The sequence below is a fragment of the Paenarthrobacter sp. genome (assembly GCF_031180005.1).
Classification (GTDB): Bacteria; Actinomycetota; Actinomycetes; order Actinomycetales; family Micrococcaceae; genus Arthrobacter.
Map to the genome: position 1 here is coordinate 199,810 of NZ_JAPSHI010000001.1, position 15,335 is coordinate 215,144.

11 protein-coding genes are annotated in these 15,335 nt (G+C 59.1%); 3 read left to right on the forward strand and 8 right to left on the reverse strand.

Annotation, left to right across the window (positions count from 1 at the left end; genetic code table 11):
* Positions 1–14: 14 nt before the first annotated feature.
* Genes RIF72_RS00920 through RIF72_RS00930 form a run of 3 tightly spaced genes read right to left on the reverse strand, consistent with a single transcriptional unit; the run spans position 15 to position 6,880 of the window.
* The gene (locus RIF72_RS00920; protein WP_309073027.1) at positions 15–4,871 is read right to left on the reverse strand and encodes an NAD-glutamate dehydrogenase; all 4,857 of its coding nucleotides are present in this window, start codon (positions 4,869–4,871) and stop codon (positions 15–17) included.
* A 57-nt stretch (positions 4,872–4,928) separates the two neighbouring features.
* On the reverse strand, positions 4,929–6,239 hold the full coding sequence (locus tag RIF72_RS00925; protein ID WP_309073028.1) for a chromosome partitioning protein: 1,311 nt from the start codon (positions 6,237–6,239) through the stop codon (positions 4,929–4,931).
* A complete protein-coding gene (locus tag RIF72_RS00930) occupies positions 6,236–6,880 on the reverse strand; it encodes an SAF domain-containing protein (RefSeq protein ID WP_309073029.1) in 645 nt (214 codons plus the stop codon). The genes RIF72_RS00925 and RIF72_RS00930 overlap by 4 nt, the downstream gene beginning before the upstream one ends.
* Positions 6,881–7,035: 155 nt before the next feature.
* On the opposite strand from RIF72_RS00930, the gene RIF72_RS00935 reads away from it, so the two are divergent.
* A complete protein-coding gene (locus RIF72_RS00935; protein WP_309073030.1) occupies positions 7,036–7,257 on the forward strand; it encodes a helix-turn-helix domain-containing protein in 222 nt (73 codons plus the stop codon).
* Here RIF72_RS00935 and RIF72_RS00940 read toward each other — a convergent pair.
* On the reverse strand, positions 7,254–7,841 hold the full coding sequence (locus RIF72_RS00940) for a hypothetical protein (protein ID WP_309073031.1): 588 nt from the start codon (positions 7,839–7,841) through the stop codon (positions 7,254–7,256). The two genes, RIF72_RS00935 and RIF72_RS00940, sit on opposite strands and share 4 nt — an antisense overlap.
* 148 nt (positions 7,842–7,989) lie before the next feature.
* On the opposite strand from RIF72_RS00940, the gene RIF72_RS00945 reads away from it, so the two are divergent.
* Together RIF72_RS00945 and RIF72_RS00950 are read left to right on the forward strand one after the other, a co-directional pair.
* The gene (locus RIF72_RS00945) at positions 7,990–8,766 is read left to right on the forward strand and encodes a hypothetical protein (protein ID WP_309073032.1); all 777 of its coding nucleotides are present in this window, start codon (positions 7,990–7,992) and stop codon (positions 8,764–8,766) included.
* Between the two features lie 156 nt (positions 8,767–8,922).
* The gene (locus tag RIF72_RS00950) at positions 8,923–9,345 is read left to right on the forward strand and encodes an Rv3235 family protein (protein ID WP_309073033.1); all 423 of its coding nucleotides are present in this window, start codon (positions 8,923–8,925) and stop codon (positions 9,343–9,345) included.
* Positions 9,346–9,443: 98 nt separating this feature from the next.
* Here the strand turns inward: RIF72_RS00950 and secA are convergent, their stop codons facing one another.
* From secA to RIF72_RS00970, 4 genes are all read right to left on the reverse strand, one after another.
* On the reverse strand, positions 9,444–12,185 hold the full coding sequence (gene secA / locus RIF72_RS00955) for a preprotein translocase subunit SecA (RefSeq protein WP_309073034.1): 2,742 nt from the start codon (positions 12,183–12,185) through the stop codon (positions 9,444–9,446).
* A 42-nt stretch (positions 12,186–12,227) separates the two neighbouring features.
* A complete protein-coding gene (locus RIF72_RS00960) occupies positions 12,228–13,517 on the reverse strand; it encodes a DNA glycosylase AlkZ-like family protein (protein ID WP_309073035.1) in 1,290 nt (429 codons plus the stop codon).
* Between the two features lie 29 nt (positions 13,518–13,546).
* Positions 13,547–14,275, reverse strand: coding sequence for a ribosome hibernation-promoting factor, HPF/YfiA family (gene hpf, locus RIF72_RS00965; protein WP_309073238.1), 729 nt, complete (start codon positions 14,273–14,275; stop codon positions 13,547–13,549).
* A 142-nt stretch (positions 14,276–14,417) separates the two neighbouring features.
* Positions 14,418–15,287 (reverse strand): phosphoribosyltransferase family protein, encoded by an 870-nt coding sequence (locus RIF72_RS00970; protein ID WP_309073036.1) that lies wholly within the window; start codon positions 15,285–15,287, stop codon positions 14,418–14,420.
* Between the last annotated feature and the right edge of the window lie 48 nt (positions 15,288–15,335).

Genomic DNA, 15,335 nt, shown 5'->3' on the forward strand with positions numbered 1-15,335 from the left:
CGCCGGGACAGACCCTAGCGTCGAACGATTGACCTCAAGAGCCTTAATGCTACCGACAGTGAAGCCATGTCGTCGGCTTCGAGTGCGTTGACCTCATCAAACATCGTCTTGGCACGTCCCAGCTGTTCGGCATTCTGCCCTTCCCATGCCTTGAGGCGACCTTCAGCCAAGGCGCCCGACTCTGTGGATTCAAGGACCGACGTCGTCATATCCGCCACCGTGGAATAAAGGTCATCACGGAGAGCTGCACGCGCCAAAGCCTGCCAACGGTCATCGCGAGGCAAGGAACTAATCCGTTCCAGCAGCGAATCCACATGGAAGCGGTTGAATACTGTGTAGTAGACGTGCGCGACGTCCTCGACACCCTCGTTTCGTGTTTGGGCAATCCGCGCGATGTCCAACAGTGCGTAGCTCTCGAACAGCTCTGCCCACCTGTGTGCAAGATGCTCCGGCAGACCCCAGCCACGGGCTTTGTCCAACCAGTTGGAAATGCGGATCTCGTCCTCACCCCGAAGGTAGTCCAGAAGCTTGGCCCTCAGCGGGGCCAACATGGGCTTGAAGGATTCAACGACCTCGGATATGGGCTGGGAACCCATCCCCTGGCCCAGCACCCAGCGCACTGCCCGGTCGAGCAACCGCCGGACGTCCAGATGGACTTCACTCCAGTGTTCGGTCGGGAAGGATGCAGGAAGTGCGTTCAGCTCGGCAACCATAGGATCGAGATCATAGATTTCGCGAAGCGCCACGAAGGCCTTCGCAACAGCGACCTCATTGGCCGACGTTTCTTCAATGGCCCGGAAGGCGAAGGTAATGCCCCCCAGATTGATGATGTCGTTGGCCACCACAGTGGCAATGATCTCGCGCCGCAGCGGGTGGGTGTCCAACTCAGCGTCGAACTTCTCCCGTAGTTGCTTGGGGAAGTATTCACGGATTGTGTCCGCAAACCACGGATCGTCCGCGAGGTTACTGTCCCGCAACGCCCCAGTGAGCTCGATCTTTGCGTATGCCGCCAGGACCGCCAACTCCGGAGACGTAAGTCCTTGGCCCTGCTCCAACCTTGACCGCAGGGTTTCTGTGGTGGGGAGTGCCTCAAGATCGCGCTTGAGGTCGGCAGATTTCTCCAGCCAGTCCATGAGGCGCTCGTAACTTGGGCTCCAGTCCGCGACGCGGGTCCGGTCGTTGAGGAGCAGAATGTTCTGGTCGATGTTGTCCTGTAGAACAAGGCGTCCCACTTCATCGGTCATGTCGGCAAGGAAGCTGGCTCGTTCGGCGGAGTCAAGCTTGCCGGCTGATACCATCCGATCCACAAAGATCTTGATGTTGACCTCATGGTCCGAGCAGTCAACACCCGCGGAGTTATCGATTGCGTCCGTATTCAAAATGACGCCCTGCAAAGCGGCCTCGATGCGTCCCCTCTGCGTCAATCCCAGGTTTCCGCCTTCGCCCACGACCTTGACCCGCAGATCCCGGCCGTCCACGCGGATAGCGTCGTTGGCTTTGTCGCCCACGGCAGCATGGGTTTCGGCACTAGCCTTGACGTAGGTGCCGATACCGCCGTTATAAAGAAGATCTGCCGGGGCCAACAAAATCGCGCGAAGAAGTTCCGGCGGGCTTAGCTGCGTCGTTCCATCCGGCAAGCCCAACGCCTTGCGAACTTGGTCCGAGACCGGGATGGTCTTGGCTTGGCGTGGATAAACGCCGCCGCCTTCGCTAATAAGGGTCCGATCATAGTCGTCCCACGAGGACCTGGGCAGCTCGAACAGCCTCTGCCGCTCGGCAAACGATGCAGCAGCTTCAGGTGAGGGATCAAGGAAGATGTGGCGGTGGTCAAAGGCGGCCAGCAGCCGGATATGCCGGGAAAGCAGCATGCCGTTGCCGAAGACGTCACCGGACATGTCACCGACGCCAACCACCGTGAATTCCTCGGTCTGGGTGTCCAGGTCGAGCTCGCTGAAGTGCCTCTTGACTGATTCCCATGCCCCGCGGGCAGTGATACCCATGGCTTTGTGGTCATAACCGACTGACCCGCCCGAGGCAAACGCATCGCCGAGCCAGAAGCCGTATTCGGCCGCCAGCCCATTGGCGGTGTCGGAGAACGTAGCGGTGCCCTTGTCCGCTGCCACTACAAGGTAGGAATCGTCATCATCGTGCCGAACAACGTCCGACGGCGGCACCAGCCTTTCGCCGTCTGCTGATGCAACGAGGTTGTCTGTAATGTCCAGAAGACCTCGAATGAAGGTCTTGTAGCTCTCAATTCCTTCGGCCATCCAAGCAGCCCTGTCCACTGCCGGGTTGGGAAGCTTCTTGGCAAAGAACCCTCCCTTGGCACCCGTTGGAACAATGACGGCGTTCTTTACGGTCTGCGCCTTTACGAGGCCCAGAATCTCAGTCCGGAAGTCCTCCCGCCGGTCAGACCAGCGAAGGCCACCGCGGGCCACCTTGCCGAAACGCAAGTGCACGCCTTCAACTCTCGGAGAGTAAACCCAGATTTCGAACATTGGGCGTGGGAAAGGAAGACCATCAATCGATGTGGGATCCAGCTTGAAGCTGACGTATTCCTTGTTCTGGTAGTAATTAGTCCGCAGAGTCGACTCAATAAGGTTCACGAAGGTACGCAGAACGCGATCGGCATCCAACGTGGCCACCTGCTCGATCGACTCAGCCAGAGCTACCCGCGCTGCGGCTTGGCGTTCAGGCCGCTGGCCTTCCGGAACGTTGGGGTCGAAGCGCGCGGAGAAGAACTCATTTAGCCCACGTGCAACATCGGGGTTGCCCAAGAGGGTATCGGCAATGAATCCGAAGGAGTTGGTGTTGCCCATTTGCCGCATGTACTTGGCGTAGGCACGGAGTACCACCACTTGACGCCAATGGATGCCTTCACGGAGCACCAGCCGGTCAAAGTTGTCTGATTCGACAGCACCCGTGATGGCTGCACCGAAGGAGTCGCCCAGGAGGTCTCCCGTACCCAAAGGGTCGACGCCCGCGGGGTACTTGAGCCCGAGGTCATAAAGGAAGAAGTCGCGATGGTCTGAGGTTTCGATCTCGAAGGGCCGCTCATCCAAGACCTCAAGGCCGAGGTTGTGGAAGTAGGGAAGGATTTGACTGAGGCTCTTGGGTTCCAGCAGGTAGAGCTTGACCCGGGCGTCCTCCTCCAACGCTTCACCGGCTCCTACGGGAAGATAAACGTGGACACCGGGCCTGATTTGTTTGGTATCCCGTCCTGCCCGCTCTGCCTCCGCGCCGTATTTCTCGAAGCGTTCAATGTCCTCCAGAGCGTCTTCCACTTCGTAGTCCACGCGGTACCCGGCAGGAAATGCCTCAGCCCACAGCGCGGACAGAACGTCGGCTTCCTCGGCAGACCGGTGTTCACGGAGCACCTCTGCGATACCTTCGCTCCAGGACCGGGATGCACGCATCAGCCGTTGTTCGAGTTCTTTCACGTCAACTTCCGCCAGTTCAGCGGTGCGGGGCAACCTGATCCTGAAGAAAACACGCGCCAAAGCGGATTCCGTGATCCGGGCCTCGTAGTCAATGCTTTCGGCGTGGAACGTTTCGCGGAGTTCCTGCTCGATCCGGAGTCTGACGCTGGTGGTGTACCGGTCACGGGGCAGGTAGACCACCGCGGACATGAACCGGCCGTAGATGTCCGGGCGCAGGAACAGCTTGGTCCGACGCCGCTCCTGGAGTCGCTGGATACCGGTGGCCGTAGCCGCAAGATCCGGTATCTCGATCTGGAACAGTTCGTCCCGGGGATACGTTTCAAGGATTCCCAAAAGATCCTTGCCTGAGTGGGAGTCGATGGGGAACCCCGCGTTCCGCAGGACAGCATCCACCTTGTCCCGAACGATCGGGATGTTGCGTACGGATCCGGTATAAGCACTGGTGGCGAACAGGCCAATGAACCGCCGTTCACCGTTAACGTTGCCCAACGCGTCGAAGCTCTTGACACCGATGTAGTCAAGATAGGCGGGCCGGTGCACAGTTGAACGCGAGTTCGCCTTGGTAATCACCAAGGCGCGCTTCTCCCTCGCGCGCTTACGCCCGGCATCCGTGAGGTGCTGGACTTGGCGCGTGGTGTCGCTGGCCCGCAGGAGGCCGAGACCACTGTCTTCACGGAGTTGAAGAACGTCTTCACCGTCCTCCTCAACAAGGTTGTATTCGCGGTAACCCAGGAACGTAAAGTTTCCGTTGTCCAGCCACCGCAAAAGGTCTTGTGCTTGCCGGAGTTCGGCGACTTGTTCAGGGTGGGTGACGCCGCCCAACGCCTCAGCCAGCTCGAGGGCTTTGCTGCGCATCTTGGGCCAGTCCTCCACCGCTGCCCTGACGTCGCCAAGGACGCGTTGCAGGCCCGCGGTCAACTCTTCCCGCGCATCATCACTTACACGGTCAATTTCAACAGCGATCCAGGACTCCATATGCGAGGCGCTATCGCCATCGCCCAAGAGATGGGCAACGCTGGGAAGTGCGGCCGTATCGCCACTGGAAATGCCGACATTGGACGGGACCCTGGAAATACGGCTCAGCTCACCGGACACCCGATCACGGGTGACCACGAACAAGGGGTGCATCACCAAACGGATCGCGCAGTTCTGGCGAACAAGTTCAGCATTGACAGAGTCGACTAGGAACGGCATATCGTCCGTGACGATGTAGACGACATTTCGCTCAGGTTCGACTGCAATTTCGACGACGGCGTTTCCGGGCCGTCGGGACTGGGCAACGGTCCTATGCTTTGTTGCCCGCGCAATCAGAAGTTCAGGCGAGTATGCGCGCGCGTCCTCCTCTGCGAGGTGTTCATAGTAGTCACCGAAGAACCCTTCACGGACAACTGCTGCATCGGACCGATCCTCCACGCTGGATCCTGACGACATCTACAAACGCCTCCATCACATGTTCATTGCTGCGACTCTGCAGCCCACATGGCGAGCCTAGCGCTTAAGGAAGGGCAAAGCTCTGATAGTTCGTCCAAAGGAATTTCGATTCTGCTGTACAGGCGCACAGACCAAGCCAGCTATTGCCATCCGCAGCGGCGAATCAGGTGCTACTTCCAGCAGGACTGCACCTGATAGCACAGCTGCGTCACACGCCACGGAGTCAGCCGGGAGGTAGGCATCCACGCCCGCTCCCGGACCATAGCGGCCCCAAGCCTCGCCGAGTTGCTGTCTGGGCGAATGTCCAACCGCCGAACGCCTCACCTTATTCAGCACGACACGGGGAGATATCTCCGGAACCGCGGATTCAAGCTCCGCCAACCCCCGTACTAACCGCGGAACTCCAATGGCATCCGCTGATCCTACGGCGAACACAACATCAGCCATTTCCAGACTGCGGAGTGTGGCGGCGTTCCGCCGCGGAGCCACGGAGTCAAAACTCAGCTCTTCATCGGATTCAAGGCAGAAACCCGTATCAACCACCACATAATCCGCCAATTGCCTGGCCTTTTCGAGAACCACCGAGACGGCTCCCGCCCTCAATTCCGTCCACCGATCCGCTCGGGTAGTGCCCGTGAGTACCCGAAAAATCCCGGCTTTTGTGTGCACAGGAATGGCCGCCGACTCAAGTCCCTCAAGATCGAGCAGACCCTGATCCGCCAGCCTGCAAGCCTGAGCCAAGCCCGCCGACTCGTCCAGCAGCCCAAGCATCGCCGACACACTCGCCCCATAACTGTCCGCATCCACGAGGATGACGGATTCGCCGGCGGCAGCCAACTCTGCCGCGATATTGACCGCAAGCAAAGTCCTCCCAGGTGCACCAATCGGTCCCCACACGGCAGTTATCTGACCTGCCCCGCCTCGTGTGTCGTCCACGTACTCCGCCGCAGATTCCAAAAGCACCCCCGCCCCGGGATCTGCGAATCCTGTGTCTCGACCAGCCAGAGGCTGGCCTCGGACGCCTTGTCGACCCACAGCCTCCGATATTTTTGCGGCGAGATCTGCGGGCTCAATGCCAGTCGAAGCCGGCACGGCGCCGATGGAGTGCAGGCGTTTGGTCTCGGCGGGGTCATCGGTCAAGGCGACGATGGAGACGCCGACTGCTCCGAGGCGGTCAACCAGCGTGGTGGTGAGCTCCTCGCAACCTTCCGCCACCACAGCCGCCACAGCGAGGCCGCTTTGGCAAGCAGCGATCAGTTCAGCAAGCTCTGAACAACGGCGGACCACTGTTACCGGTCCGTGAAGGCGTTCCAACCCGCCGACTACAGCTTCCTGTGCGGAACCAACGGTAATAACAGGAATGCTCACCGGACCACACCCGCAGGGTTCCAAACGACCGACACCTTGGCCTTGTTTGCTTGGGCACCCAGCAATTTGGGCATCTGCTCATCAGTCACCAGCACCATCACCACGGTTGTCTTCGTGGCCCCCAGCGGAGAAGAGCCGCTGGTCATTCCGGCAATTTCTGCACCCGGCAGAAGTAGCCGCGGTTCCTCGAAAGCATTGTTCGAACCAGGCATGGCAATCCACACATCAACCCTGGCGCCCGGAACGGCCTGCGAAGGCAACTCCTCCTCCATGGCGATGGCAACCGGTTTACGGTCGACGACATCAGCAGCGCCCAGGCTTGCCCGCGGGACCAGCTGATTCTTTGCCACCCGCTGCAGCGCAACCTCACCCTCAGCTAATCCGTGTTCCACGGTGACATAGCTGGGCTCAACGTCATCCAAGCGGACCTTGACAATGGACAAGTCCGATTCTGTTACCACCTGGCCTACGGCAATGTCTTCCCGGGCCGAGTAGACCTGCGTAGTCCTGTCAGCTGAACCAACCAAAGCAATGACACCGGCCATGGACCCCAGGACCAGCAATAGGCCAATGAGCAGCCGGGGATCCTTCCACGACGGCTTCTTTAACCGTGGAGCTGCAATGTCCGCACCCTGACTCATTTTCCTGCTCCCCCACTCTGAGTTACGACATGGCCGATGGCACCTGCCTCCTCATTCTTACCGGCGCCTTCCACAGTTCCAAAGCCGCTGGCCTCAAACGGGTCAAAACTGTGGATAACTTCACCAAAAACCCACAACGGTGGCAAAATGGGGCCATGCCCCGATTCCTGACTCTTGCGGATGTCGCCGAACAACTTCAAATCAATTCACCTCAGGCTTACGCCCTCGTTCGAAGCGGGGAGCTGAAAGCCATACAGGTGGGAGGGCGGGGCCAATGGCGCATCGAGGAAAGGATGCTGGAGCAGTACGTTGAGGACCGCTACGCGGAGGCCGGCCAAATGATCGAAGAGGCCAGGAACAAGATCGACCAGCCTTAGTTGCTCCTAGCCCCTGAAGCCATGGCTCCACCAGAGCAAAGCGCTGCCAATGAACCGAAAGGGATGGTCAGGACAGCGGCTATGTTGCCGGCCCGCCGTACTTCCCCGTGCGGAACAACTGCGAGATCAAAGTGGTCACGCCCCACCCGGTCTATTACTCCATGCAGCTTGTATCCATCTCCTGTCCGTACCGCCAAGTGAACAACCAGCTCAGCGCGGTCCCTTGACAGCACCCTCAGTGCGGAGGCGATCCCGAGCGACTGCTGTATTCGTGACGAGGGCTTCAAGGCCACTTTCCCCAGCCCTTGGTAGGAGAGCACAGACGCATGGGGCACCAACCACTGGCGCGCACCCTCCGTCAGGACCAGCCACTCGCTACCCGAATGACCCAGCACTCCTCCGATAACGCTGCCGTCGACCAGGACAATCTTGATTTCGGCACCAGCGGCCCCGCGCAAGCGATCACCCAGGTCGATTCCCGCAAGCTCAATCCGAGCCCGATCCGTTATCTCAGATTCCTTCTCCAAGGCGCGCCCTGCCGAGAATTGTGCTTCCAAATCATCGAAAAGAGAGTTCCATCTCATGTAGTCAGACTAGGCTGCAGGAAGGAGGCATGGCCAATCCGCCGAGGAAAACAATAAGAGGATTGGACAAGATGCAGAAAGTGTGCCAAGAATAGTACAGGTAGGTTAAACTTTATCAAAGCATATCAAATAAAGCTTGGGGGCTTTAATGGCACGACGACTGCGTAGTGACTCCACCCTCGCGGCATCTGTTCTAAGTCTGGGAATCCTACTGGCACTTGCAGGAAACCTGCTCCTTGCACAGTGGGAAGCTGCTGAACGGCTTAATCAAAGATCCACGTTTGAACATCTTCTCGGTTTCTTTGCCTGCGCTGCCGGGATAGCGATAGTGATTTGGTGGGCCATCTCGTTGTTCATCGCTTTCCTGGCGTCACTACTGCATCAGGCAGGTCACAGGAAGCGCGCCGACTCACTTTCAAAGTTCAGCCCTGCCTTTATGTTGCGAATCGCCGTGGCGGTCATGAGCCTGAACCTCCTCGGCGCAGGGGTTGGCCAGGCCGCGACCAGCCCACCAGAACCAGGTTGGCATAGTGCTTCCCCGGGCAGCAAGGCCCACGCCCGGCCAGCGTGGCAGCCTTCTTCCGTGGAGCGCACTTTCTCGATCCCGGCATCTGTAGACGACTCCGATAGTGCCGGCAATCGGCTGAATGATCCGCGCTGGCAACCTCAACCTCCAGTGATTGACCCTGGGATTCTGAGCCGCCAGTCCTCACGTTCGAACACACCAGCGGGCGATACCAGCGTGGTTGTCAAGGATGGGGACTCGCTGTGGTCAATTGCGGCTTCCAAGCTAGGGCCCTTCGCAACAGACGTGGACGTCGCGCTGATCTGGCCCAAATGGTACGCCGCCAACCGCGCAACCATCGGAAGTGACCCGGCCGTGCTGCTTCCGGGCCTGGTTCTGCAACCACCCTCACCCGGCTAGCAGTCAAGGGCATCCCTATGCCCACCGTTCCACAGAACCGCCCACTCAGGGGCAGCGTTCGCCCAACAAGCCAGATCCCAACGTCATCCCAGCAGAAGCCACCGAGCAAAGCGTCCCCACGCTGAAGCTCATGTAGTGAATGCCTGAGGTATGACCATGACTGTTGCAACAGCGAATCGACCAGCAAGCCGTCGGAGCACAAAACGTACGGCCCTAACATCCGGGCCGGGCGGTGCGGACATAGACGTCCGGCTTGTAGCCCGGAGCATCGCGCAGGCAGCTTTGGAAGTTCTGGCCGGCACCCGCCCACTGCAACAACTCTCTCGCTCACTGGATTCGGAGTGCTACCTGTCCCTCCAGCATCGAGCAGCCCTCACGCGAAAGCACGCAGCAAGGACAAGGGGTAATCCCCAGCCGCACCTGAGCCCCATGGTCCGCTCTGTTCGGGTCTGTTCAATCTCCGACTCCATTTGCGAGGCAAGCATCGTAGTGACGGAAGAGCTACGTTGCCGTGCCGTAGCCATGAGGCTGGAGCGGTTGGACGGAGTCTGGCAGGTTACTGCTCTGGAAATTGGATAAAGACAGCGTAAGAAAATGCTTCGAGGTATACAAAAAGGGTGAATCACTGGACTTCAGCCCGGGATTCACCCTTTTCATTACTGCTTTACGAGACCGGTTCAGCGGCGCTTCTTCTTCGCCTGCTTGCGCTGGTCCTGGCTCGCCGCTTTCGCCGGATTGCCGGAGCGGCCTGAAGCCCGGCCCTCGATGCGTGTCTGGGTTGCTCCATCTTCACCTGGCGCGGTGTATTGCAACTGCGCCGGCTTTTCCGGCGCCTGAAGGCCTGCCGCACGGATTTGCGGGTCGTGATGCTCGGTGTGTGTGCCAGCGGCAGAATCGTCCGCCACTACCACATCTTCGGCGGGTGTTACCTCAACTTCTAGGTTGTAGAGGAAACCGATGCTCTCCTCACGGATGGCTTCCATCATGCTTTGAAACATCACGAACCCCTCACGCTGGTATTCCACCAGAGGATCACGTTGGGCCATCGCACGAAGACCGATGCCCTCCTTGAGGTAGTCCATCTCGTAGAGGTGTTCCTGCCATTTGCGCCCAAGGACCGAGAGCACAACCCGGCGCTCCAGCTCACGCATGCTCTCAGACCCGATAGCCTCTTCGCGTGCCTGGTAAACGAGCCGGGCGTCCGAAAGAATTTCTTCCTTCAGGAACTCGGCAGTGACCTTGGACTTACCGCCCGCTTCGTCGATAATCTCCTGGGCGGTCACTGTTGCCGGGTACAACGTCTTCAGGTTGGCCCACAGCTGGTTGTAGTCCCAATCGTCGCCCGTTCCCTCGGCCGTAGCGGCGTCAATGAGTGCATTGATGGTGTCTTCCAGGAAGTACTGGACTTTTTCGTGCAGGTCATCGCCTTCAAGAATCCGGCGACGGTCGCCATATATAGCCTCACGCTGACGATTGAGGACGTCATCGTACTTGAGGACGTTCTTCCGCTGCTCGGCGTTGCGGCCCTCTACTTGGCCCTGTGCAGATGCGATCGCACGGGAAACCAGCTTTGATTCAAGGGCAACATCGTCAGGCACCGAACTGTTCATCAGCCGTTCGGCCGCACCTGAGTTGAACAACCTCATGAGGTCATCTGTCAGGGAAAGGTAGAACCGGGATTCGCCGGGGTCGCCTTGCCGTCCGGAACGTCCACGCAACTGGTTGTCGATCCGGCGGGATTCGTGGCGCTCGGTTCCAAGCACGTAAAGCCCGCCAAGGTCCAGCACTTCTTCGTGCTCGTCCTTGACCGCCTGTTTGGCTGCGGCAAGCGCGGCCGGCCATGCGGCTTCGTACTCTTCGGAGTTTTCCTCAGGATCAAGGCCGCGCTTGGCAAGTTCGGCAATGGCAGTGAATTCGGCATTGCCGCCGAGCATGATGTCAGTACCGCGGCCCGCCATGTTGGTTGCTACTGTAACAGCGCCCTTTCGCCCGGCCTGCGCCACGATGGACGCTTCCCTTGCGTGGTTCTTGGCGTTCAGTACTTCGTGTCGGATGCCTTCTTTGGCCAAGAGCTTGGAGAGATACTCGCTCTTTTCAACACTAGTGGTACCCACCAGCACAGGCTGGCCGTTCTCGTGACGCTCTGCGATGTCCTGAACCACAGCGTCGAACTTAACCACCTCGTTCTTGTAGACGAGGTCCGGTTGGTCGATCCGCTGCATGTCGCGATTCGTGGGAATGGGAACGACACCGAGCTTGTAGGTGCTCATGAACTCAGCGGCTTCGGTCTCGGCCGTACCTGTCATGCCGGCAAGCTTCGAATACATGCGGAAGTAGTTCTGCAGCGTTACTGTCGCAAGAGTCTGGTTCTCGGCCTTGATCTCGACGTTTTCCTTGGCCTCAATGGCTTGGTGCATGCCTTCGTTGTAGCGCCGTCCAGCCAGGATGCGGCCGGTGTGCTCGTCAACGATCAGGACCTCGCCGTCGAGGATGACGTAGTCCTTGTCCCGCTTGAACAGTTCTTTCGCCTTGATGGCATTGTTGAGGAAGCCAATCAGCGGGGTGTTGGCAGATTCGTAGAGGTTTTGTATTCCAAGGTAGTCCTCTACCTTTTCAATACCGGCTTCCAGCACGCCCACGGTTCGCTTCTTTTCATCGACCTCGTAGTCAATATCGGGCTGCAACCGGAGCACGACTTTGGCAAATTCGCTGTACCACCGATTAGTGTCGCCTTGCGCGGGACCGGAAATGATCAGCGGGGTACGTGCTTCGTCGATCAGAATGGAGTCGACTTCATCCACGATCGCGAAGTTATGGCCACGCTGGACGAGCTCGCTCGCGTCCCAAGCCATGTTGTCGCGCAGGTAGTCGAAGCCAAATTCGTTGTTGGTGCCGTACGTGATGTCAGCGGCGTACTGTTCCCGACGTACGGTGGGGTCCTGGTTGGACAAGATGCAACCACTGGAAAGGCCAAGGAACCTGTAGACGCGGCCCATGAGTTCGGACTGGTACTCGGCCAGGTAGTCGTTCACGGTGACAACGTGGACACCCTTGCCCGAAAGCGCGTTGAGGTAGGCAGGCGCTGTGGCAACGAGGGTCTTGCCTTCACCCGTTTTCATTTCCGCGATGTTGCCCAGGTGCAGTGCAGCGCCACCCATGAGCTGCACGTCGAAGTGCCGCATCCCCAAGGTCCTGGAGGAGGCTTCGCGCACGGCGGCGAAGGCTTCCGGGAGCAGGGCTTCCAAGGATTCGCCGTCTTGGTGGCGGGACCTTAGCCGGTCCGTTTCCTCCCGGATTTCAGTGTCCGAGAAGGACTTGAAGGTTTCTTCCAGGGCATTGATGGAATCGGCATAGTTCCGCAGTGTCTTGAGTGTCTTTTTGTCACCCGTGCGGAGAAGTTTTTCGATTAGTGATGCCACGTGAAATTGCTCCCAGTCTCATGCTGCCGAATTCTGGCTGTTTCAGTCTACGGGAGAGACCAGCGCCACGTTGCCGGGTTCCCCTCTGAGCGGACTGTCGGATTGGACGCGTTCTCCCGGCGCAATATCACCTTTTGCCACGGCCTCGGAGAGTGATCCGGCGAGGTCCCCTACCGGCCATACCACCACGTCCTGAAGGCCCAGCCATGAAGCCATGAGCCTAAGTTCTTCGGCAAGTTCGACGGCGGTATCCGCCGGCGCGTTCATCTCACCAAAAGCGGAACGCACCAGGAGCTGACCGGACGCGCGGTCTGCTTTGAGGTCCACCCTGGCGACGATGTTGTCCCTGAGCAGGAACGGAAGAACATAGTAGCCGAACCGACGCTTGGCGGCAGGGGTGTAGATCTCAATCCGGTAGTGGAATCCGAACAGTTCCTCGAGTCGCCGCCTTTCGAAGACCAAGGAATCGAAGGGACTCAGCAGTGCCCGGGACGCAGCCTTACGTGGCAGCGTGGCTTCAACATGCTTGTAAGTTTCCCGGCCCCATCCCCGAACCGCAACAGGCTCAAGGCGGCCTGCGCGGATCAAGCGTTTTACAGAGTCCGCTCCTGCTTTCAGAGGTGTCCGGAAGTAGTCGGAGAAGCACCTCACCGTGCCAATGCCGTGGGCTCGGGCGGCTGCTTCCATCAGGCGGTCAAGGGACGCTTCGGCGTCGACTTCGGACGGAGAGACGTAGGGAATAACCCTTGAGGTCAGGGTGTACTTGCGTTCAAATTGCGATGTCCGGGAAGCAGCCGATATCCGGCCTTCTTCGAAGAGGTGCTCCAGCACGCGCTTGACGATGTTCCAATTCCAGCCCCAGTTCTCACGTTCCGGGTTTTCATCGTGTCCTAGCTTCACAGTCAGTTCGGATGCTGTCATCGGGCGGCCCGAGGTAAGGGCGTCCAGGATTCGGTCCTCCATGCCCTGGCGTACGGCCGGATCCAGGCCATGGGCTCCCACCCAGGCCCGCTTCTGCCATACGAGTAAGTCATGGAAGTGCTCGGGGCGGATGAAGCTTGCCTCGTGCGCCCAGTACTCCATCATTTTGCGCGGATTGCGGCTGGCCATCGAGTTGAGGATGAGGGGGTCGTAGTTACCTAGTCGGGAAAAGAACGGAAGGTAGTGGCTTCGTGCCACCACGTTAACAGAATCGATCTGGACGAGCTGTAATTGGGCAAAGGTCCGGCCCACCGCCCGTGAAGTCACGGGGCCGACGGGCCGGACCTTTGCCAATCCTTGAGCTGCCAATGCGATCCGCCGTGCCTGTGAGAGGCTCAGCGAAGCGGTCATTGAAGTCCCTTCGTGATTAAAGTGAGGCCTTACTTGGCTGTGGCGGCCTGATCATCAGATCGGTAGGCGTGGATCTTTTCTTCCACGGCTTCCTGGCCGGGTTCGCAGGTGGAGTCGAGGGTGATGACACCGTAGGTCCAGCCACTGCGCCTATAAACAACCGAAGGTGCGTTGGTCTCTTTGTCCAGGAACAGGTAGAAGTTGTGTCCGACGAGCTCCATGTTGTCCACAGCGTCATCCAGGGTCAGCGATGCTGCGGGGAAAACTTTCCGGCGGATCAAGACGGGAGAGTCGCCGGCCGGAATATCGTTTTCGATGTCGTAGGGCGACCGCTCGTCTGTCTGTGGCACGGACGCCTGGTGGTTGCTTGCCTCTACATAAAGCGGCTCACTCGCGCTGGCTGGCTCAAGGGTTGCCGTAGCTTCCCGCACAGCCTTGGGCGTGTGGCGGCCGTGGTGCACCTTCTTACGGTCCTTCGCACGACGAAGCCTCTCAAGCAGCTTGTTGTACGCGAGATCGAAGGCAGCAAACTTGTCAGCGGCTGTGGCCTCAGCACGGATAACGGGGCCTCGGCCCAAGACAGTCACTTCAACGGTGAGTTCGCCAGGCGTCTGCCTGGGATTGGTTTCCTTGGAAACCTTGGCGTCAACCCGCTGGACCTTATCCCCCAGCGATTCAATCTTTGAGATTTTTTCGCCGGCATATTCGCGAAAGCGGTCAGAAACTGTCAGATTTCGTCCGCTGATCATGAACTCCATGGTGCCCTCCAATAACTCAGGTGACACGACAACGACGCTGTTGGGGGCTTGTCTGACGGACAGTCGAGCCCCTTTCCGAGCCGCTATCGACAGGTACATCTGTTCTTGGTACCCACAACCGACGTTAGTTCATCGGAACCCGTTATTCATCCTTTAGCCACTTAATTTTTGATTGAGTCTTAATGACCACTGGGGGGTCGTCCTTGGCAGCGACGGAGGCGTAGGCTGGTGGCCTCGTGGCCGCGAGCACAACAGCGCCGGAGACTACGCCGCCGGCAAGAGTGACCGCCCGCGCTGCCTCAGCGAGGGTTGCCCCGGTTGTGAGGACATCGTCAACGAGGATGCATTTCCTGCCCCTTAATTCCTTGCCCTTTTGTCGGCCTACCATCATGGATCCACGGACACGGCGAGCGCGTTCGCCTCGACCCAGCCCCTTTTGGCCACCGCCTCCGCGTTCCACAGGGCTCCGTCCTGACACCTGTTCAAAAAGCCGGTCTGTCACTTTTCGTACGGCTTGGGGGCCTGCCATCAGGATCGACGACTCCCCCGGCTTCTCCAGCACGTCCAGGATTGGGCAATGGGGCAGCATCCGGCGCATGCGCATGAAGAAGAGCAGAAGGTGCACCGGGCTGAATCCTCGCCTGCGGTATGCCTTGCCGCTGCTGGGAACCGGGACGAGGTAGTATCCGGAGCGGCCACCGATGGCAGTCTCCAACGCTTTGCTGAGGCAGGGAGCTAGGACATCCGCAAGGCGCCACTGACCATAACGCTTGAAGGACAGCAGGCAGCGTGCCAACTCATCCCGGTATGGCCCCGCTGCTACTACTCCGATCTTCGCTGAACCATCGACGTCAACCAAGGCGGGCGACTCCTGCTCTGCCCGGAACGGCTGCTTGCACAGCTGACGGACTTTCTTTGCGCAGCTCCCGCAAAGTACTGCGTCTTCCATTTCACAGCAGACACAGTCGACGGGAACCAGCAGGGTCAGAAGGTCATCAAATGTCCGTTGCAAGGCGGCGATGATGCGGCCGGTTCTTCTTTTATCCGGACCGCGACGCCG